The organism is Pseudomonas sp. GW821-FHT09D08 (assembly GCF_059416305.1).
Map to the genome: position 1 here is coordinate 1 of NZ_JBWKOX010000010.1, position 21,714 is coordinate 21,714.

Annotated in this window: 15 protein-coding genes and 1 pseudogene; 7 read left to right on the plus strand and 9 right to left on the minus strand. The window is 53.0% G+C overall.

Features of this window, described 5'->3' with window-relative positions; genetic code table 11:
- Positions 1–203 precede the first annotated feature (203 nt).
- Positions 204–1,331 (minus strand): ParA family protein, encoded by a 1,128-nt coding sequence (locus AC07OP_RS18110; RefSeq protein WP_495102049.1) that lies wholly within the window; start codon positions 1,329–1,331, stop codon positions 204–206.
- Positions 1,332–1,887: 556 nt separating this feature from the next.
- Between AC07OP_RS18110 and AC07OP_RS18115 the strand changes: the two genes are divergently transcribed.
- The 5 genes from AC07OP_RS18115 to AC07OP_RS18135 all read left to right on the plus strand — a co-directional run bounded on the left by AC07OP_RS18115 (position 1,888) and on the right by AC07OP_RS18135 (position 7,520).
- Positions 1,888–2,538 (plus strand): hypothetical protein, encoded by a 651-nt coding sequence (locus AC07OP_RS18115; RefSeq protein WP_495102050.1) that lies wholly within the window; start codon positions 1,888–1,890, stop codon positions 2,536–2,538.
- The gene (locus AC07OP_RS18120) at positions 2,528–4,453 is read left to right on the plus strand and encodes a Mu transposase C-terminal domain-containing protein (RefSeq protein ID WP_495102051.1); all 1,926 of its coding nucleotides are present in this window, start codon (positions 2,528–2,530) and stop codon (positions 4,451–4,453) included. Before AC07OP_RS18115 ends, AC07OP_RS18120 begins: the two co-directional genes overlap by 11 nt.
- Complete coding sequence (locus AC07OP_RS18125; RefSeq protein WP_495102052.1) at positions 4,450–5,388, plus strand: ATP-binding protein; 939 nt, start codon at positions 4,450–4,452, stop codon at positions 5,386–5,388. Before AC07OP_RS18120 ends, AC07OP_RS18125 begins: the two co-directional genes overlap by 4 nt.
- Positions 5,385–6,383, plus strand: a complete 999-nt coding sequence (locus AC07OP_RS18130; protein ID WP_495102053.1) for a hypothetical protein — start codon at positions 5,385–5,387, stop codon at positions 6,381–6,383. The genes AC07OP_RS18125 and AC07OP_RS18130 overlap by 4 nt, the downstream gene beginning before the upstream one ends.
- 441 nt (positions 6,384–6,824) lie before the next feature.
- The gene (locus AC07OP_RS18135) at positions 6,825–7,520 is read left to right on the plus strand and encodes a hypothetical protein (RefSeq protein WP_495102054.1); all 696 of its coding nucleotides are present in this window, start codon (positions 6,825–6,827) and stop codon (positions 7,518–7,520) included.
- Positions 7,521–7,658: 138 nt separating this feature from the next.
- On the opposite strand, the gene AC07OP_RS18140 is transcribed toward AC07OP_RS18135, so the two are convergent.
- Together AC07OP_RS18140 and AC07OP_RS18145 are read right to left on the minus strand one after the other, a co-directional pair.
- A complete protein-coding gene (locus tag AC07OP_RS18140) occupies positions 7,659–8,714 on the minus strand; it encodes a tyrosine-type recombinase/integrase (protein ID WP_495102055.1) in 1,056 nt (351 codons plus the stop codon).
- Positions 8,715–8,748: 34 nt separating this feature from the next.
- Positions 8,749–9,828, minus strand: coding sequence for a site-specific integrase (locus AC07OP_RS18145; protein WP_495102056.1), 1,080 nt, complete (start codon positions 9,826–9,828; stop codon positions 8,749–8,751).
- 78 nt (positions 9,829–9,906) lie between these two features.
- On the opposite strand from AC07OP_RS18145, the pseudogene AC07OP_RS18150 reads away from it, so the two are divergent.
- A pseudogene (locus tag AC07OP_RS18150) lies at positions 9,907–10,874 on the plus strand (DNA-binding protein).
- A gap of 189 nt (positions 10,875–11,063) precedes the next feature.
- On the opposite strand, the gene AC07OP_RS18155 reads toward AC07OP_RS18150, so the two are convergent.
- From AC07OP_RS18155 to AC07OP_RS18180, 6 genes are all read right to left on the minus strand, one after another.
- Positions 11,064–11,630 carry a hypothetical protein gene (locus AC07OP_RS18155; RefSeq protein ID WP_495102057.1) on the minus strand — a complete coding sequence of 189 codons (567 nt, stop codon included), beginning with the start codon at positions 11,628–11,630 and terminating at the stop codon, positions 11,064–11,066.
- A 306-nt stretch (positions 11,631–11,936) separates the two neighbouring features.
- Positions 11,937–12,872, minus strand: a complete 936-nt coding sequence (locus tag AC07OP_RS18160; protein WP_124353320.1) for an HNH endonuclease family protein — start codon at positions 12,870–12,872, stop codon at positions 11,937–11,939.
- A 2-nt stretch (positions 12,873–12,874) separates the two neighbouring features.
- The gene (locus tag AC07OP_RS18165) at positions 12,875–15,175 is read right to left on the minus strand and encodes an AAA family ATPase (RefSeq protein WP_495102058.1); all 2,301 of its coding nucleotides are present in this window, start codon (positions 15,173–15,175) and stop codon (positions 12,875–12,877) included.
- Positions 15,162–18,989 carry an NACHT domain-containing protein gene (locus AC07OP_RS18170; RefSeq protein WP_495102059.1) on the minus strand — a complete coding sequence of 1,276 codons (3,828 nt, stop codon included), beginning with the start codon at positions 18,987–18,989 and terminating at the stop codon, positions 15,162–15,164. The genes AC07OP_RS18165 and AC07OP_RS18170 overlap by 14 nt, the downstream gene beginning before the upstream one ends.
- Before the next feature lie 46 nt (positions 18,990–19,035).
- Positions 19,036–19,242, minus strand: a complete 207-nt coding sequence (locus AC07OP_RS18175) for a hypothetical protein (protein WP_495109915.1) — start codon at positions 19,240–19,242, stop codon at positions 19,036–19,038.
- A gap of 187 nt (positions 19,243–19,429) precedes the next feature.
- A complete protein-coding gene (locus tag AC07OP_RS18180) occupies positions 19,430–20,080 on the minus strand; it encodes a hypothetical protein (protein ID WP_495102061.1) in 651 nt (216 codons plus the stop codon).
- 208 nt (positions 20,081–20,288) lie between these two features.
- Between AC07OP_RS18180 and AC07OP_RS18185 the strand changes: the two genes are divergently transcribed.
- Positions 20,289–21,671 carry a hypothetical protein gene (locus AC07OP_RS18185; RefSeq protein ID WP_495102062.1) on the plus strand — a complete coding sequence of 461 codons (1,383 nt, stop codon included), beginning with the start codon at positions 20,289–20,291 and terminating at the stop codon, positions 21,669–21,671.
- The last annotated feature ends 43 nt before the right edge of the window (positions 21,672–21,714 follow it).

Below are 21,714 nucleotides of genomic sequence, written 5' to 3' on the forward strand. Positions count from 1 at the left end.
CGTGGAACTGTTCGCCCGCATCGCCTAGCTAAGCGCGCCGCCTATTTTTGAACAGGTGGGGTTTATGGAGCGCTTACGATCTTCTATCCACCGGGCCAGACCGGAAATCTGCAGGTCAGACGGCGAATCTCCTTTTGGGCAGAAAGCGGCGCAGAGCCTATTGCTAAGCATTACTGCCGCCGGGTTCAAATTGAAGAGGAGCATCACATTCTGAAGTTGATTAGCTCATCCGTTAGGCGGCGCATCTCCCTGGCTGCATGGGAATCAGGGGCAACGTCGGCCAAAGAGTGGAAATAGCTATACCCCTCCATGAACGCCTTATCCTTGTTATAAATCTCGATTGCGACCCTGTGGGCTGCCGTCAGCTCAGTTGTAAGGGTGGGCAACTCCAGTTCGCCGATAGCTTTAAGGATGGCCTCTCGACGCCGAGTATACGTATGCCGAGCATCTTCAAACTCCGCTCGTAGCGAATCATCCAAGGCCGGCAGATCGCCGACGTACTCTTCCAGCTCTGGACTGACCGCACCTACATCGTTGTTTGTAATCAAGCCAAAATATGCAGGCGACGTTTCCCGGCATTTGATGCGTCGCAATGCAGCCGCAAACGCTCCTGCGCTTTGGATAGACATCAGGCAGTGGCTGTCGAGAACGATCGCGACGAGATCCGCGTATCGACGGATCAACTCAATGTCTACGTTCACATCGATCAGAACGTAGTCGTACCGAGTAATAAGCTCGGACAGCTTTTCGGTAGCTTTCTCCTTGTGCTCGACAGTCTCAATGATGTGGCCGTAAAGGAATTTGGCATCTTTACGATCTTGCGGAAGGGCGAGAGTCACGTTGTCACGGATTTCTTTCTTCATCCGCTTGACCGCCGCAGGGAAGGTAATCAACTCACGCTCATCGTAGAAGTCGATTTTACTCACCAAACTTCCTGGCTGGGGAGACCGTCCAGCACCGCGCATCCCACGATAGACCCCATCGTCGGTAACAATCGCAACCCGGTAAGAAAGATTAACCAAGCAGGCCGCAACGTTTACCGTTAGAGGCGATTTCCCAACCCCTCCCTTGTACGAAGAAATAGATAGCGCTCGTCCTAGCGGTGCCGGCGACACCAGCGGCTTTAATTCTTTGGGCATCTCAAGGCCTGCTCTTGCAAAGAAGCTCCAGAGTGCAGCTGGTGAGGGAGATCGAGCAGATCCCTTGACATTCGATGTTTCCCATGAACGCCAGGTACGCGGCTCTACGTGTGCCCACAGAGCAGCATGTTTGACCGAAATATTCGCTTTTTTGCGGAGCTTCCTGAGCTGTTTGCGTTGCTTGTCGTTCATCACTGCATGCACCCGATTGGTCTGAAGCCTCAGGTTAGCGAATGACGGGGAATGAAGAAATTATGAGCATTGCTCCTATCGGAGCCAGTGTCTGTATCCCAGGCTTGGTGCTGCCCTGAACGCTTGCGCAAAAAGGGTGAGCGTGCCATTCGTCATTCCTTGAGAGTTGTGGAGGCCAATGCATTCCACTACCCGTTAGCGCGCTATCTCACTTTTTGAGACGCTAGCCCTCCGGCACGAATGCAGGTGGCTGGCTCCACGGCGCATCTACTTGAGACTATTGGAACCATCATCCCGTGGATTGGCATGCTCGGTAATGATGATTTGGAGCCCCGACTGATACAGCGGATTAAACAGCTTGCGTACCAAATCCATGTCAGCATCGGATTACTGAGGGTTCATTACCGTATCCGTGTACAGGACTATCAATCAAACCGAAATTTGCGCTGCCAGGCGACCAGGTCTATATTTGCTTGTACGGAATATTCGGAATGCCCCAGCATAAGGAATTGAGATAAGGGATCAGCATTTCCACGACCTGTTTCTGGGAGTGGCTATGCCTAAAAAAAGTAGAACCTCGTATTTCACGCAACGTGGCAAATATTTTGGAAATTTATGGGTGGTATTTAGCCTAAAAGTCAACAAAATTTTGCGGCTAGGAAGCGATCGTCAACTAGCTCATTGGCTGCTGAATTTAGAATACTCTCCAGCTATCAAAACGTTCAGTTTTGAACCCGGAACAAAGATCGTCAACGCAGGTGGGGTAGATCATCGGATAGACTATCACGTCGAAGTAATTCCTTTCGAAGGACCAACAGAACTTCATGTTCTCAGAACAAACGGTTTTTCGGAAAACTATGAACAAAATAAACAGCTGGCCAAAAACTTAAAGTACCAGTATCTCGAATTCAACGACGAGCACTGGTTACCCCACGTACCCAAAATTTTTCCTCTGTTAAGGTTGTCAAGTTTCTTAAATGGCGGCAGGAATGCCTATATACCATCGGGTCTAGTAGAAACAGCGCAGTTACATATACAAACCTATCGACAGGGAAGCTTAAAAAGTTATCTCTCTGCGGTGCGACTATATGATCAAAATTTGGGTTTGCTGGTTTTTTTCAGAATGGTCGTTGAGTCAAAAATTTCAGTAAGTTACGAAAATACTATTTTCGAAATAAATGCACAGTGGTGGTTAAATGAGAAATAAAACCACCAGGGAATTATTTGAGAAAATTGGCTTTCAGAAAGTCGACCGAAACTTGCTAAGCGCCGAAGATGTAATACATTATCTGAGTCGGTTAAAAGCAATGGAGTTGAAACTTGACGGTGTGCCAGGGCGACAAATTCGGGAAATTACTGGCATATCAGAAAGTGAAATATGCCGCCTATTCAGTAGGTATACCACTATAAATGAAGATGGCAAGTACTTCGGTGAGGTCGCGCTCATACCTGAACAGCGCTTGAAAGCTTACGCGCGTACAAAGCCCCTTGAGGCAAGTCGGAGCGAGCAGCAAGGCGGATTGAGCGGAGCGTTGGGACTAACGCTAGAAAAATATCCAGAGCTTGCGGAGGCGTTTGCAAAAGCCGTTTTACGGAAGGGTGAAAAACACACGCATGGCCGTAAGTTTGAAAAAAACCATCTGTGCAACGTGTTCTATACTATGTGTACAGCTTACGGTGTTAAATCTACAGAATGGCCTTTTTTTAAGCAGCAGGCGGCGAATAGAACGATTCGTACTTACATAGATCGCATCTTATGCGATGACTTCGCTAGAGCTGCGTTAGTTACTGGGGGACGATCGGCACAAATTAATAGTAAAGTTGGAACCGGCTTCGAGCCGTTTTTAAAAGGGAGTGACGTATTTGACGTGATCGAAATTGATGCTCATCACATGGATTCATTTTTTGTATTAAAGATGCATGGCGGGCGTCGCAGTACCACGACCGATATTATCAAACGGATATGGCTGATCGCAGCCATTTGCAAGCGTAGTAAAGCGGTTTTGGCAATAAAATTTGTTTTTTCCAGCGAAATACGTGCTCAAGATCTAGTAGACTTGATTTGCGAGGCCTACATGGGAAGCTGGCAACCACGTGCCATTTTTTCTATTAAAGACTTGGAGTATAACTTTACAGCGGGGATGCCGTCATATGTAATTCCGGAGTTAAAATATCATATTTGGGGCTGCGTAGCCCTAGATAATGCTATGCAGCATCACGCGGATAAGGTCTACGACGTCGCGCTCAACACCCTAGGGTTTACTCTGAACTTCGGCCCGCTGGCGCAGCCTGCTAGAAGATCGTGTGTAGAGGGATTATTCAACAGGATAGAGAGTAGAGTGATGCATCAATCTCTATCGACCACTGGTAGTTCGCCAAGCGCCGGAGATGGCAGGGCCGAATCCCCGGAGGAGGCTGCCGTGTACTATCAAATCGACGTGGATGTAGCATTAGAGGTAATGGATGCGTACACCGCAAATTACAATGGAGTACCTCAAGGAGGAAAAAACAAAGCGAATAGTCCATTAGATGTTCTGCGCGAATATATTGCTGATACTAGTTTTCTTAAGCCCATCAGTGATGTGGGATATTTGAATAGCGTGGCGTTAGGTAGTATGAGCCGCGAGGCGAAAGTAACGGGGAGTGTTAAAAAGGGTATTCGTCCGCGAATAAAGCTTGACCAAGCGCTTTATACCAGTCCACAACTTTCCGATACGCCTGGTTTAATCGATAAAGCGGTCATGGTGCGAATAGACCCACATGACTATCGACAAGTTGAGGTGTACCTTGAAGATGGTGTCTTCTTTGGCGTTGTGACGGTTGAGGCGGCATGGAGAGAGATAAAACACAGCATGATGACTAGGAAGCTAATCAACCGGGCAATGGCAAAAAAGCAACTTCAGGTAATAGAAGGTCAGAATCCAGTCATTGCCTGGGCTAACCACCTTAAAAAAAACGCCAGCCCTGGGAACAACTCAGAAAGGAAACGCCTGCAATCAGAGGTTGATGATGTGGTCGGTGATTGTATTTCCATCACCGCTGACAAGCCAAGCGTAAGCAATAAAACTAAAGGATCGGAGCGCTGGGCAAAGCTGGGGTTATTCGATGAGGATGTCTCTTGAATTATAATCATCCATTACTGAGTACAGAATACCAACTCAATACCCCAACCATGGAGTATGTGATAGAAAATGTTTGCTTCAAGGTTTTAATGCGAAAAACAGGTGTTGTTTTTACGGGCGAACCTCGAATAGGAAAAACACGCTGTTGCGAAGCGCTGGTTATCGGAATACCTAAAAAATTCAAGAATATATACGTGTTTATGTTGGTTGCTACTAACCGAACTTTGAACACTCAATACTCGTCTGTTGTGCATCAGTTGTTAGAGCTGGAAGGTATTAAGCCAAATTCTCGGGTGAGTTTTATTGAACGTCAATCGATGCTTATTGAAAGATTTAAGCTCAGAGCAGGAGAGCATGGAGCGAATCAGATAGTCATGATCGTCGACGAGCTTCAACGCCTGTCAGCACGTGACTTTGACCAGTTAGCGGACATTTATAATAGATTGCGTCAACATAAAATTACATTGACCGTTGTTTCGTTTGCTATGCCGACGGTTGAGGGCGCAATCAGCGATTATCTTCAAAATGGTAGCGGCAGACATATCGTAGGGAGGTTTTTTACCGACATCAAACCTCTGCACGGCGTTACAAGTAAAAAGGATCTTCACACGATTCTTAGTTTGTACGATACCTGCGGCTCATCCCATTCAGCGATCAGTTTCACCGAAGAAGTGCTACCCAAGGCCTACCGAAATGGATTCAGAATGGGCAGTCTGTCGGATCAACTGTGGGACTCAATGTCAAAAGTCGTAAGCGGGAAATACGTCAAAAACTTGCCCATGGAGCACGTCACTCAATCTGTAGCTTATATCTATTTGATCTGCAGTCATGAGGACCGAGAGTCTCTTTCGGTACCTGCCGATCTGGTGGAGGATGCTGTCAAACAAAGTAATTTGGACCAATTTTGCAGAAAGGTAAGCATGGGGGATATATGAGGACGCTTTTCTACCCCAAAGTTGGTGTGATGCCGTTTGAATCGGCTGTATCAATTTTCCTTAAAATATCCCGCATCAACTTTATGAGTCCGGCAGAGGTATCGAAATTTTTCGGTAGCCCGCTGGTCTCTGTTGGTACGCTGTGCGGTTGGCAGCGAGATGATTTTATAGACCGGGTGGCGCCGCACATGCCTATGAGTGTCAGTAATCTGCCGGTTGGCCCAGCACCCGCATATCGCATGCGAGATGTAAGGAAAGAACTGGTTTTTTGCCCGCAGTGCATTCGTTTTGGGTATCACTCCGTATTTCACATGATCAGACATCATGGGTTTTGCTCAATTCACAACTGCGCCTTGGCCACCGCGTGTGCGATGTGTACCAAAAATTACATCAACGGCTTCGCGCGGGAGCAACTGAATCTGAAGAAGGATACGCAGTGCCAAACATGTGGATTCATATGTGTAGACATGGTGACTGAGCTAAAAATGCGCGATGGGTCATCAGTCGTGGAGATGCTGCAGCGCAATGGAGAGCGTTTATCAAGATGGTATCACGCTGTAAATGAGCTGGCTGTGGCTCGGCAACCTGAGGCAATACGTTACTACTCAAGCTCGTCTGGGCGAATTTGGGTTGGAGACATATTGGAGCAATTGACACAGCAACCCCAGCCCGATGAGCGCGCGCGCGATCGCAGGTTTATTCAAAAGGTTGTATGGTTAGCCAATCCCACATTCATTCCCGCGAGAGACGGAGTCGATTTCACTATTCGCAGGAAAACGGTTGAGCAGACGTGCAAGGAAATTGAGAAAAAATTTCTCAAAGAGCATATGTGTTGTTTATCGAATATTGATTTATTGACCAACAACCTCAATACCAAGTCTCAAAAATTTGTTTTTTGTCCAGTGGCTTTGGCCTACGCTCATTCTTCGAATGAAGTTGGCACATCGCGACTGGCCAAACTTAGCGGGAGGCTCGGTATTATAGGCAGAATTTAGCGAATTCAGAGACTTGGTATCGGGCCTGGGTAAAACAGATGAAATTCGTGAGTTGAGAGTTCTCTTTCTGCATATACTGGGTGAGCTACAATTCATGGTACAAAAACAGCACGATTTTAAAGTGATATGTCGTTATAACGATCGCCTTTCCCCAAAATCTCCATGGCCCTTGTATGTGCGCAAGGCATCTTATAGTTTTCGATGCAATTGTAAAAAGCATACGCGAACTCAGCTTAGAATCTGCGGATCTGCAGGGAAAGGAATACACATTTTCGCGAACGCGCACAATGGAGTCAACCGTAATTGTTCTGTGCAGGCAGTGATGGTGGTGTAATAGATTCGGCCCGGAGCATTTATTACTCGCAATGTGCATTCATTTAGATGCAGGCACGTCAAGTGGTCTGGTTTTCTGTTGTTATCCGATGAGAGCGGAGGTGCAGCGTGACGCCTAATTTATTAACAATTTTGGTAGCACGAGAAAAAATTATTCGAACGGGTAGATCACCTACTGTTTCTGCCATTCTCGCAGAAGTTGGGGCAGGGTTTTCATGCGCTCAGATCGATACGCATCTTAGCGAGATTAAACTCAATTTGGCGCGACCTCCTTTGGTTAAAAGAGAGTCGGCTTACGCCAATGTGCTTACATCTATCCAAGAAATGCAGGTAGTGCTCACAGCCGTCGCCCCGGCGGAGCTGATTGAGGAAATACAAAGGCTTATGCTGTATATCGTGCCAGAGCTCGAGTTGAAGAATGCTCAATTAGAAGACCAATTGGCACAGGCAGTGGACCTTAACCGAGACAATTTCCAAGGTTTGAAAATCCCACCAAGTCATGTGAACGGCGAAACAAACAAAACGCCTACTACCTTAGGGAGCGACGACGTCCAGGCGTACGAGTCTCAGAGTGTCACGTGGCAGGCTCTGTGGCGTATGAATGCTCACAAATTAGAGACTCAGACTCTTTATAACTTTAGTGATGCCCCAAGTATCGGAGATCGGCCGGCCGCGATGATCGTGGCGCGGGCTGAGCAGAGCAAAAGAGTTCTTAGGTCTAAAATCGCTTGTTTAAATCAAGAGATTCGGGAGTTGAAAGCGATCAATACTCAGCTTGAGGCGCTGATTAAAAAAAACCCGTGACGGTAAAGTACACGGTGGTGAGTTGTCTCGGGATTGCCACGAGACAACTGCGAAAGCTCCAAAACTTGGACAATATATTTCTCATAATCTGCAGTTCAAGACTTAGACGCCACAGGTTGGGCTTAAATACGTGATAATTCATTCTTTTAGCTCTACGTACCGAAGTATTGCCGTCGCTGACATCGGCCGTGTAACTGCCAAAATGTCTTTTAGGGGGACGCCTTGATTAGCGGACTCAGTTATAAATCCTGCGCGAAGGCTATGAGCGCCCCAGTCTCCTTCCAAGCCTGCTAAACGCGCTCGTTCTTGGATCATTCGCGCGACTGTGTGTCCGGTTAGCCCCTTCGCGCTGACTTTACTCCCTCTCAGTAACCCACGAAATAACACTCCGTCGCTGACAGCGGCTGCCTTTAGCCAATTTGACAATGCCTCTCCGGCTTCGTCGTTAAGCGTCGAACTACTGTCGCCTTCGACATATACCCAAGCGTCCTGGCTGGATTTGTGAAACTCACTCACCATCAAATTCGCCACTGCGGATCGTCGCCGGCCGCCATGCCAAGCGAGCAGGAGTATGGCACGATCGCGTATGCCTCTGATTCCATCGGTGCATGTCGCCAGCAGTGCTCTCAAAGACTTGGTGGTGGCTACAGTCTTCTGTCTCGGCTTGATACCGTATTCTTCCTGCTCTATGCGCGCTCTTTTCATCATTTTTTTTACCGCCTGTTCGAGACAGGGGTTATCCGACCCATGATGCCTGCACCATGAGCTCAATACATTTACCCGTTGTTTAACTGTGTTGTGAGAGAGTGCACCGAGTTCAGCTTTGATACCTGATGTAACTAGAAGTTGATCTATGTGCTGCGGTAGCTGGTGTTCGAAACTCCCATCTTCCTGGGGCCTTCCCAGGTGATCAAGCACGAACTGAACTACGATCTCCTCGCGTAGGGGGCCGGCGGTCAACGCTCGGTCATAACGTAATTGTAGCCATGCCGACCAGTGAGCTAATGCTATACGGTAGCAATGCAGGGTATTACTAGAGAGGCCGGATCCCTCAAAAATTTGGCTCGCTTGAATTACGTCCTCCATTACTTCAAACAAGTTAATTTGACTGTCGGCAACCGACTGTGATGCTTTGATCTTCTCTGTCTCGACTTCGTCTGTGTCTAGGGGATTTACCCTTAAAAATTTATCCACTTTTCACCTCAGCAGTGTGCTTCACGAGGATCTCCTATTTCAGTAAGCGCGTCGCTTTACTCTCCAATAAGGAACCAGATTGGAAGTAGCCCATCACAGTGCTTACGCTACGATGTTCTGTCATGGCCATGACGTCTCCCAAGGATACGCCTTGTCGCCCAGCTTCAGTAACAAACCCCGAACGAAGGCTGTGCGCTGCCCAATCACCCTCGAGGCCCGCCAATTTGGCTCTGCGTTGAACAATCCGCGCTACCTGGTCAGCGGACAGACCCGTTGATCCAACTTTGTCTCCTTTATACATACGTCGAAATAAAGGGCCTGACTCCGCCGGTGCTGCCAATAGCCAAGCGGTAAGTGCCTCAGCCGCGGGACCGCGTAGCGGCTTTTCTCTGCGGACCCCGCCGGTGTTGGTTTTGGTCACACCCAACGCATACAACCAGGTGTCGTTATCCAGTTGGCGTACATCGCTAATTTGTAAGTTCACCACCTCAGAACGCCGTCGGCCACCGCCGCTCCAGGCCAGCAGGAGGAGGGCGCGGTCACGCTGACCGCGAAGACCATCAGTGCAGGTGGCCAGCAGTGCCTGTAGAGACTCAAGTACGATGGCGGTCTTCTTACGCACCGATAGCCCTTGGCGTGACTGCGCCTTGCGTGCCTCGCGTAGCAAGCTCTTGAGCGCCGGTGCATCGGTGGGGCTATCCCAGCTATTCAATCGATGCCATTTGCCCAGCACCGAAAGTCGATGACTGACGGTGTTATAGGCCAGCGCACCCGGCTTGGCTTTGACCTTTGCGCGGATAAGCGCAGCATCAATGGATGCTGGCAATAAATGCACCCATTTGCCGTCGTCCGTTGGACGGGCGAGGTGATCAACCACAAACTGGACCGCCACTTCGACGGGTAAAGGCGTATCGCCTAACGCGTGTCCATAGCGCAGGTGTAACCACGCCGACCAATAGGCGAGGGCACTGCGATAGCTGCGTACAGTATTGGCCGCCGTGCCTGCTGCAATAAAGGCTGCAGCTGCCTCCTGGGCGTTTAGCGTCAGAAAATGCAGGTCCAGCGGCGTTTCGTCGACCTGCGAAATCTCGTTTGTAATATTTAATACGTCCAACGTATTTTAAATCCATATTTAGGAAGATTAGGTCGGATAACATTCTATTATCAGACCTAATATAGCGGAGGGCAGGGCATGGCGGTAGGCGTACCGGAAAACGACGTGTTTGCCGCAGCAGACGCGGTCCTGGCCCGTGGTGAGCGGCCGACAGTGGAACGGGTGCGCCTTGAGTTGGGGCGCGGCAGCCCGGCGCGTGTCGGCGCGTTGCTGGATCAATGGTGGGATCAACTGGCCGAGCGCTTGCGCGGCGAGGCCCGCCTACCGGGCCTGCCAGCAGAGGTGGCGCAAGCCTTCGGGCGATCTGGCAGCAGGCCATCAACCTGGCCCAGGGCGTGGCTGAACAGGGGCTGGCCGGCCAGCGTCAGGTGTTGGATGATGAGCGCAAGGCGGTGGCCGCCCTGGAAGGCCGTGCCCGACTGGACGTTGCCCAGGCACGTCAGCATACGGCAGAGCCCGTAGCGGCTCGGCAGGACGCGGAAACGCGGCTGGCCGACCTGGAACAGTTGCTCATCCAGCGGCAGGCGCAAATCGACGATCTGCGCAGCCAGCGCGACGAACTCCAAACGCAGCGCGACGACGGACGTCACCAGTTGGTTGAACTCCAGCAACAGTTGCATGACAGTCGTAAACAGACGGAACGGGCACGAGACGAACAGCAGCGCCACACCCGTGATGTCGAAGATCGGGCCTGCCGCGAAATCGATCGAGCACGCGAGGAAAGCAAGGCGCTGGGGGCACAGCTCAAGGACGCCCAGAGCCGACTCAATGTGGCCCAGCGGAGCGCAGCAGAGCATCAATTGACTTTGGCCGATGCCCGCGAGCAGCTTCAGGTAGCGCGTAGCCAAGCCCAGTTAGTGGTCGCGCAGTTGGAGCAGAGCCAGCAAAATGCAAGGGACGCAGGTGAGCAAATTAGCTCCCTGCAAAGTGCATTGGAGGCTGCGCGCGCTGATCTGTCAGCCGCCCGGGAACGTGCAGTCGCGGCCGAAGCTCGTGCGCAGGCGTTAGCTGATCGGACGAACCCAGTAGTAAAAAAACGCAGGTAATACCGCTGTGGTCACCCACGTGAATCGTCTAGCACGACCATCCCTTTCAGGATGGCATCCTTCCTGCTACCTCAAATACTGCTCACTGCGCGTGACGCGGCGCTCAAGCAGTTTAAGCTCATGCTGCCGGAGCAAGAACCCGTCGAAGCAAAGGCATCTGAGTGCTAACACCCACCAACGCGATTCCTATTAACCATGCCAAAGGATGATGGACTGCCAGCCAGCAGCAAACCATATGTTTATGGTCTCCGCCAGCAAGTAAGCCTTGTCTGGTAGCGCGCACAACGCCGTGCCTACGAGCGTAAGCAGGGCGGCAATGATGATGGCACCAGCCTGCCCCGCGAGGGCACGGGGCAGGGTAATCTTCTCGTGATAGCGGACATGGTCGAAGCATAAACGCATGTGCGTTTTCAACGAAGCAAGCTCAAACGCTGCGCTGACGTACAGATCCTGCAATGCGCGAAGGTCCTGACGTAGGGAGGCCAGTTCGCGATGCTCCTCACTGGGAAAGTTCTGCAGGGCGGTGGTGTTGCTGAAGCTGTATGATTTGTTCTCGGTAAGCGCGGGCGTCAGTTCGAAGCTCGCCCGCATCGCCTGGATCTTCGCCGTGGCGGCCAGTGCGATAGTGACCAGTCCGGAAAACACGGCGAGCAACAAGCCGAAGACCAGCATGTGATTAGCCTCCGCACCGCCAAGTAGGGCGAAGATGACTGCGAACGAGACCACCAGCACTGTCATTCCTAATACAATTTTCATGGGCTTTCCCTGCTCCGTATGCAAGCGGACCAGTATGATCACCGCGCGACGGCTAATCCAGATGGCACCGTTAGCTTTCGTCGATCATCTCAGCGGCGTCCGCCACTGCTGGTGATGGCTAGCCTGTTGTTGGTGGGGCTTATGCTAGTGATCTTCCTGCTAGCGCGCTGAGTCAGTGCACAGGTGTCGCTCCAATTGGAGGCACGCGGAAGGGGCAGACCCTCCTTGCAACAATGGACACTGTTTATCCTGAGACAGGCGGGGCGGGGCAGATCGTCAGTCCACCAAGCATGCCCGCGGTGATACTCAGATGGCTAGGCGGCGCTTGAAACCCTCCAGCCACGTCTTGGCCATTGCCGAATAGGGCGCTTCTGGCGCAGCTGCGGCCTTGAGTTCCTGCAGCATGCGGTCACGTAACAGCCGCAGCCGTGTTGCAACACCGGCTGCGGGCGTTCCTCGTAGGTGAAGCGCGGCATCCGGTGCCTCCAATGCGTCGATCGACGTGGCCAGGTCAATAATGAGGTCGCCAAGGAACTCCATGCTACGTAGCACGCGATTGCGATCCTGCAGGAGTTTAAGGCGATTCAATCCATACACCTGGATTGAGACAGCACCGCGCTGTTGCTGCTCTTGGGTTCCTGTCGGTACGATCAACCCCGTGGGGTGCGCAGGATCAACGCTGTACAGCAGATGAACGGTCGGATCGTCATTGCAGGGATTGAGGAGCAAGGGCTGTTCCTGGGAGAAGTCTGTACCTTCCGCAGTAGTTCGAACCCCGCCGGCGGCCAAGGGGAAGCTGTTTTTCTTTCCTGCTTGGGTCAACGGCGGAGAGGTGCTGGCGGCCAATACTGCCAAGCTTGAGGATGCCTCCACAATTACCTGACCGCGTTTGCGATTGCAGTCGATGCATGATGGCAGCAGATTTTCCCACTGCATGGCGATCCACCAGTAGCCGCCATGGGTGGCTGCTTCGGTGACCCCCCCCTTGGGCCGATAGTGCTCGATATCAACCGGCGCCGAAGCGGCATAATAGGTCTCACAGTACGCGCACTTGCCGTGAAACATTTTCTCCAAAGCACGGCGGACATCATCCCCCTTGTAGGCCGTGTACTCGAAACTTTTCTTCTTTTTGCCAGCCGGCGCGGGGGTGGCGCGGTGCACGCGTACCCGCGCAAGTTCATCGCTACCGGCGGCCCCAAGTTGAAGGGAGGCGGGAGTAGGAGCACGCTGGACCTGACGCATGATCACAAGCCCTCCAACGCGGCGAGGATTTCGTCCTTGGCTTTACGTCGTAACGCATGCAATGCCTCACTACTCGCGGCGCGTCGCCGGGCCAAGTACTCGGCGACGGCCTGCTGCACGAGGCGATGTGCCTCGCTTGAGCCGATGGGGAGGGCACTGTTGATGTCGTGTTGGAAACCGCTCAACATCCGCTGATCATCGATACTTAAAAGGTCGCCACGGCTACGCTTGGCAATCAAGTCGGCAACATTGGCCAGATGGCGATCGGTATAAGCGTCGTCGGTGGAGAGCATCTGGAAAAAATCCGAAGTGAGTAGCTGTTCGAGGCGAAGCTCCGCCACCGCCGGAAGACCGGCGATGCTTTCGATGGCCATAGGGAATTGACTGTCCAGCCGAGCCTCCGAAGTGGCGATGCGTTGCACTACCGCGACTTCACCGTCTGCCATGCCGCGCAAGCACAACGGGTCATGTGTGGTCACAATGAAGGTCATGTTCGGCAGGGCTGCGCGCAGGCGGGACATCACCTGTACCTTCCAACGCGGATGCAAGTGGGCCTCGATTTCATCAATCAGGATTACCCCGCGTGCTGCCTGAAAATTCTCGAACCCAGGATAAACTGTCGGACTCATCAGTCCTTTGAGGATGTCACAGACCATTGCCAACATCGACCGATAGCCCGAGGATACGGCGTGAAGCGGTGTGTGGTTGAAGCGTGTTGAACCGTCCAAATCGGTCACGGTGGTGACCATGCACAATGCGCCGGTGACCGGCATGCGTTGAATGACATCGAATTCACCATCGATTGCCAATACATCCCGCAGTGTGCGAATCACCATGTCGAAGCGATCTTGTTGAAGCCTGCTTAGCCAGGGCTCGGGATTGGAGAGCGGATGACCGTCAAACAGGCTGCGCACATGGGTATGTGCAGTTGCACGCTGGCTGGTCTGACCGTATCGACGAAAAGCACCGTAGGCAAAGACAGGGACCTGCTGGTTGCCCAGATCGCTGTCGTGGGTGGGCTGCTGCCGGTCGATGCTCAACTGAACCCAGCGTTGGTTGGTCAGTTCGATTCGAACGTGGGCCTTCGCCATCTCCCCTAACTGTTCAGCGCCGAGCTGAGTAGGGTCAATTACCATGTCAGCCCAGGGTACATTGAGTGCGCTGCGTACCGTCGTGGGGACGAGAGTCAAGGCGATGGCTTCCAGAATAGAACTTTTTCCGGTGGCGTTTTCACCCAGAATGACCAACGAGGGAGCCAGTGTTCCATGGTGCTCCGCGGGGCTCGCCGATGGCTCGTTAAGCCTGAGGTCCAGACGCTCAATAGCTTTAAAGTTACGAATTTGAATAGCAATTACGGCGTCTTTTGCCGGGGGCAGGCGCCGGACCTGCGTGCCATTGGCGCGAAGGTACGCGTCTTCACGCAGCAGCAGGTGGCGCGCCTGTTCCAGTAGCGCTGCGGCATCGGGGGTCGCAGCCCATTTGTAAAGGGCAGGGCGCACGCGCTCGACAGCCAATTTCCGTCCGATGCCTTTGATCGACAGATGTTCGAGCAGGCGCCGGAGCAGCAAGTACCACGTCCCGCCGAACTCCAGGTTCTTGAAATCAACCAGCTGTTCAATACTCTTGAACTCTCCTGAAACCACGCACGTGTAAAGTGCTTCCAAGCGCCTTTGATAGATCTGATATCGTTGATCGCGGCGCTCCGAGCGGTTGAGGTCGAAGATGGCAATGGTTTGCTCGCCGCGCGTTGTGCCTGCCAGCAATTCACCGTCGAGTGTGGGGATCAGGTGCTTGGCAAACTGTCGCTCCTGGGTGGGATCCAGCAGCAAGGGCTCCTCTTCGGGCGAGCCAAAATGCCAAAGCCCTTTGCCACTGCTGACATACTCCTGGACTTGGTCCAGTGCTGGTGGCCGGCAGCGTGCTCTGCGAACTGGAAACTGCGGCTCAATCGGCGTACAGCCGTGACAGATGGGCAGCAGGTTCTGCCACGCGTCGGCGAGCCAGAGGTAATAAAGATGCGCGTCACTAGAACGCGCAACTGGCAGCGCGTTACCTGGCGGACGGAAGCGATGAACGACCAGCGTAGCACTGGCTTCACAGAAAGCGCAGCGCTGTCCGCTCATGTCGGCCAGCGCTTCCAGCAGGTGCGGCTCTTCCGGGGTAAATCCGATGTTCGGCACGCTGGTTTGCGCCCGTCGCTGAGGCTCTAGCTGCCAAAACTCCAGCATCGCTTTTCGCGACGCCTGGGCTTCCGGGTAGCTGAGTGCGGCTGGAGGAGTTATGGGTCGCTCAACGTACTGCATGGTCGACCTCCAATACCGGGGAGAGGAGGGTGCTTGTCCGATTGAGACGACGCGCAGCGTGAGCGACCTCCTCAATGCGCCATGGCTGCATATCTCCGTCGGTGGTTGCCCGGCTGACAGCACACGCACGCATGTACGTGCAAAAATGCTGAACCGGGTGTTTTTCGGCGAGCTCAAGAATCGCGCGGTAGGTGATCTCAGAAGATTGCTCTTGGAGCATGCCGAAGAGGCGTTCGCGCGCGTCCTGAGCATCATCACGTACCGTTGGGGAATACACCCCGCCTCCGGCCCGATTAAGGTCGTTCTTCACTCGGATGACGCTGTGCATCAGGAGGTACAGCTCTTTCAGGTAAGTTGGACTGTTGAAGCCGCCAATGCTCAGGACTGCATTACTTCGACCTCCCAGTAACTCTACGCTAAAGGTTTCGCCGAACCTCTCGGCAGCTACTCGGGATAACTTTCTCAGGGCTGTTCTCAATGCCGGGAGCGACAATGTCGGGTCGGCGTCGGTACGGACCGCGTACCAAACGGGCAATTGTTCGCCCGGCGTCGCAGGGTCGGTGATCTTGTCCAAAGCCAGCCCGGCGATCTCAGCCGCTGGTAAGTTGTCACTACCGATGATGCGCCGGCTGTAGCGCAGGCATTCAAGGTTTTGTACCTGATGGTTCATCAGCCATTGCTTAAGCAACGGTGCCAGCGTCGAATGCAGCACGGGCGCGTGATAGACCACATCGTGCAGGGCATAGAAAGGACGCTGCTCGGGCTGGCTGGTGGACAATTCCCACTCAATTTCGCGGTAGAAGAATGCGGTCGCCTCAGGCAGATGCTGTCGGCAGAAACTATCGAACCAGAAAGGAAAGCCATTGAGCTCGAAAAGCGCGTAGCGCAAGGCCGACTCCGCTTCCCGCGCGTCTAATTTGGCAATGTGTTCCTGGTTCTGCAGTTCGATGGCGAGGCCAGTCAACCCGAACATTACCGCAGCGGGAATACTGTTCGGCTCTGCGCCTTCTGAGCGTAAAGTGGGTTGGTAGGCACGCCAGAAAGTGATGGCTGCATCCCGATAGGCTTCGGCAACCGCCAGGCCAAACTCTGGGATCAGTGCGCTCCAATCACTGCCATCGAGCTGCGTGGACGATCCGGATCCATCACGAATATGCTCCATCAGATGAAACTGAAAGTTACTCACCTCGCTCGGTTGTAAGCCAGGCGGGTGACGTACTAGATCAGGATTGGCTTTGAGGCGCTCGACAAAGTGTGTCCACTGGTTACTTTCACGCTTTTGCTGTCGCGCATGCTGGCGACGGTACTTTCTTTCCTGTTCCTGAAAGCGCACGAGTGTGGGATTTGGTTTCGGGTAGAGCAGTGCATGCAGGGTTTCCTGCAAAGGTGGATGGCCATGCGTACTGGCCAGCAATTGTTCACGCCAGAGTGGAGGTTCGTCATACTCATTGAAGGTGCGATAGGCCCTCGCGAGCGCGACAAACTGGTCGTCTTCTAAAGGTCGCTGCCTAACCCAGTTCAGCATTCTGGGAAAGCTGTCCGCATCAAATGCCCAGAAGTGCCATGAACAGCTAACCAGCCAATCGTCCTTGAGGTTTTGCTTCCTGCGTGCCTGCCGCGTGCGGCAGTTCTCGATGCACCGCCAGAACAGTGCGTCGTTCAGGTCTGGCCACGCGGGAACCAAGGTCGTCAATGCGCCTTTGATATCGCCCAGTTCGCTACCGTGCCACTGCATAAGCTCAGGGGCCGCCGCAAGAACACTCAGGGTCGTGGAGGACATGGCGGCTGGAGCCCGCTTAGCGATCAGGTGCTCTACGCATCGCAAAGCGATTGGCATTAACCAGTAGTACTCTTTCGAAAGCTCGCACTCGCTACGCTCCAGATGCGGCCTTTTCTGAAGATAAGTTAGCAAACCGGTGGCAAAGGCGTGCAAGTAATCGGCTGATGTGGGTTCTTCGCAGCCAGCCAAGCTGTTCACGAAATCTGTCAGATTGCCAGCGAGTCCACTGGAGTCGTAACGTTTGTAGCCCTCCGATCGGGCGAGTGTTTCCAGAATAAGGTCAATCGAGGCCTTCTTTGGAGGTGCATACGCGACCAACTCGGCAAAGACCGCGCGAGGTATTTCCCCCCCGCTGTCCAGAATAGCTCGCCAAAGCTGGCTGAGGCGCTCATTGCTCGCCAAGGATCCAATTGCGCGTACTGCTACCAGTCGAGCATAGTGACTGCGTTGTGGATCCGCAGCAATACGGCTTAGCGGCGCAAGGCTCTGAGTCATCTTTCCTTGCCATACCAGGCGTCCCAAAATGAACATCACCCGGTCATTTTTGAAATGCTCTTCGATGAGCTGGAGCGTGAAGGGTTCCAGCTCGGGGGTAGCAATTCGCACGATTGCACTGTTATCCAGCCCTCTGAGCGATGCAAGCGGGTCTGTGATCTGTTCAATCACCCGCTTTAGGGTTGCCTCGCGCGCGTTGAGTGGCAATGCTGCAGCGTCTCCGCCCTCAACGACGACTTCTGGGTAGTCCGCAATGACTCGTTCACGGATGTGTTCGTCGAACAGAATCAACCAAGGCAAGAGAGGGCGCAGGCGTGCACTTAGCACGGTCAGCCCATAGCGTGAGCGGAAGATCCAGGGCTCGATTTCGTTGCGATTAGTCTCGGTACCCAGCTGTTGGTGGATCCAGCGCGCGGCGAGTAATTCTCGTACCTCGCGATGGCGGAAACGCACCTCTCCGTAGACAGGCTCCCCAAAAAGCCCGCTGGTGAGCAGAGCATGGCGTTCGGCCGCGGACCATTCGGGCAGCAACACCATCGGGTCGATGCCTTCACCGGTAGTTGTAGCTTGCAACCGCACGTTAGCAATGCCAGTCAAGACTACCGCGATGGCAAGCAATTGGGCGCCGTCCCGCAGACGTGTGAGCGTTAGCGAAGGTGTACTCAATTCTGCTTGGCTTAACTGCCGGATAACGCTTTGCTCCAGGATGTTCAACCGACTCCCCAACACCTGATCGGTTTTCCATGCGTAGATCAGGTCGCGCAAGTCGAACGGCAGTTGTGCCAAAGTGTACAGATTACTGCGCTCCAGTTCGTGCAAGAACGTCGAGCTATTCGGCACTTCGCTGCACTCAGCGAAAGTCCGGATGTCCTCGGCCGATAACGCGGTCATTTGGTAAACATTGAGTGTGAGGAGAGGCTCTTCGTTGGTGTGCGTGGTAAGCCGTTGTGAAGTGACTTGGTCTGCGATCAGGCTGACACTGGGCTCATCTTGTTCACCCTCAAGCGTGGTCATGTCAGCATGAAACGGCAGAATTGCTTCAAACAGTGTACGGTCTCGCTGCGGGCGCCAGGCATACGGGCGGCTCGACACATAAATGTGCGCGCGATTGCAGGCCAATCCCACTCGACCGGCAAAATTACGCAGTGCTTGTTCGAATACCCGCGCCGCTGTAAGGCGAATTTCATCCACAGAATCGAGGAAGAACCAACCTTCGTCGGAACTTGCTAGCCAGCTGATGAATGCCTCTGCCGATCCTACTTCGAAAGCCTGCTCAAACTGCTCCGAAAGGTCTTCGATACGGATAAAAAACGCTGCTTTACCCTGGTCTTTCAGTCGCCGTGCGGCCCCTTCCAACTCGTAGGTCTTCCCGGCACCAGCTTCGGCGAGAATGACTACACGGTATTCATCGAACAACTGTGCCCATGTCTTAACGTCAGACGAAGCGCTTGCAAGCAACAGTTCTCCAATTGGAATGTCGTCCTTCTGATAGGTTTCCGGGACAAGGCGGAAACCCCGATTGAGTGGTACCTGGGGCATATGGCATCCCTGCAATGAAGGTTTAAAGTTTTCTTAGCGGTGTGTCTTACCAGTTGTCTGGCATTTCGCCGTGCGCCTGCGTGTTTTTGAGGTATGAGCGCAAATGGGGCCTAGCCGCCGATTCTGCATCCAGGCCACGAAGCTCGGTCCGACGGATCTCACCGTTTGGTAAATAAACCAGAAGGGTGTCGTCGCACACTTCGTAATCCGCGTAGTAGGTAATGCCTTCGTGGACCAAAGAGAACTGCTGCACCATCCAACTCCTGATGAAAATAGAAGTGAGCTCGCATACGCGCGCTGCAATTCAAGACGATTGGCCGGGCGACACCAAATCAATCAGGTCTGCCCTCGTCGCCATGCAAATGGCCACTATAGAGGGTGGCATCGCGCCCGAGAAGCTCCGCTCTGCTGCAAATCTGCTCAGCGCAGCCTAAAGCAATTCAGTCTTCGTCATACCATCGCGCAAGCTTCTCCACTTCGGACAGGGCTGCATTCAGGCTCACGCGGGTGACGTGGACGTTCGGTTCCGTAAGCCAGCTTCCGCCGTGGCGCTTTAGCAGGTCGTTCTCATACTCACTGATGAACAAGGGATTGGGATGCTTACTCAATGTGTCCTTGGAGTGCTTGGCATTAGGGGACATGAGGCCGACAGAGTGCTGGCTGGCATTGCGAGCCAGCACGACCTGCTCAAGGATTTTAAAATCTGCGGGGCATGAGCTCCAATCGATCCCCTGCGCGGCAAAGCAAGTTCGATATCCTTGAATAAAGCCTTTTTTGAACGACTTCGTCCCGTAGGATGCTTCGCAGTCCAGCCCTGCCAGCCGCTCAATCGTGACGAAGTATGCTTTCAACGCCTCGGAAAGCATCGACACGCTAGTCTGCCCAACGATTTCGGCTCCTGCCTGCGCCTGGAGCCATTCGTCCAGGAAAGCAGGTGACGAATCCATGGTATCCGGATCGAACTCAGGCGGTACAAAGGGTGCTTCTTGCTCCTCGATCTTGCGCATGGTTTCGAGAAACGGTGCGCTAGCGACATCAAAATAGTTGCTAATGAACGCCATGCGTTGGTGAAGGAAATAGGCTACGTCCATGTTTACTCTTCGAAGTGCGTCAAAAGAACATACCAGGTGTTGGACTCGATCAAGGAGGTCTTCCTTCGGTTAGGTGACAAGTGTTGCGACCAACTCGATTTTTTGAAGAGCAATTCTCCATCGAGCGAGGCTACTTTCAGAATTTGGGTAGTGGCACGTTGCTATTTTTTTAGGCTAGTCTCCGAATTCCCTACATGGAGAGACCACAATGGATGCTGTCAGTTGGGTTGAGCGCGCAAGGATCAAAGCGTTTTATAAGCTGCTCGTAGACAGGCTCGGAGCCGAAGCTTGGGCTCAGCGCAGAGCTATCTACGTGAAGCGCATCCGAGAGAAAGATGCGAGTTTCGACGTCAGACTGCCAATCGAGCCCCAGCTCTTCATGCCTGCAGAGAACGACATCGACTGGTACATACTGGCTTCTTACTTGTCGCACGATTTTCCACTCTGTGATTCTGCCTATAGCAGCAGACGCATCTACCCGTATGCCATGGCCATCGGTGCCGTTGCAGATCAGCTCCGCAAGGTGCCGAATGTCGAGGACGTTCTCGACAAAATGTTGGCAAACAACAACAACCCTGAAACTCAGCTGTTCGAGCTGCTGACGGCCTCTTTCTACATCAAGAATGGGTATGAGGTTTCCTTCATCTCTGAGAACACCATCACTTGGCCCAATGGGAAGAAAAAATCTCCAGACCTTCTGGTTAAGTCTGGAGACCTGGAATTCTACGTAGAGTGCAAGCGCTCGATTAAGCAAACCAAGTACTCCCAAGCTGAAGAGCAAGCTTGGGCTGAGATCTGGTCAATGCTGAGCCATCACATGCTCAAAGCTGCCCCTTGGAGCATTGTTGACCTGACATTCCATGACCAGGTGTCTGATGTGACAGCTGAGGATGTAATCAAGGTGGTCAACCTTGCCATCAAGGCAGGTGGGGCGAGGGTAAGAGAAGGCTCGATCTGCGCTCAACTCCGCGTCATCGATAAAGTGCACCTCAAGCGGCACTACCGGCATTTTTCTGTTCGCCCTCACTGCCCGCAGCAAGAGAAACTGGTGTTCGGCTATGTCGATAGTAACGAGAAGCGAAGCATCGCGACCGTTGCTAGCCGGGTCATTCGACCAGGTACCAGCGACGATATTCTGAACGTGTTCGTCAAGGACGTCGCCAATTGTGTAGCTGCCCAATGGCGCTGTGACCATAAGGAGTCGATCTCCACTCGCTCCAAGCATTTCAAAAGCCTGGTCAACGATGGCGTCAGTCAGATCCCGCCTGACCGGGCTGGTGTAGTGCATGTCTGGTACGAAACCCGTGACGGTATCCAGATTGAAGAGCTGCGCCAGGAAAAAAATATCGACAATATCTCGGCATACAATGCCTCCGAAACCACGGTGCTTGGCGTGTTCGTGCATGCGGTCAACTACTACCCATTCGAGGAGAACTACGAATGGGCGGAGACCGTGCAAGACTTTGCTCGCATACCGAACCTCATGGACATATTCCCTCGCCAGACCTTGATGCTCGGATCTGATGGCGCTGACGAGATTCCGGATATCACCCATTGGGAACAGGATAAGGCGGCGAGAACGCAGCCTTAACGAGAGTCTGTACGGGGTCGCGATTGACGTCGCTCCCTTGGCC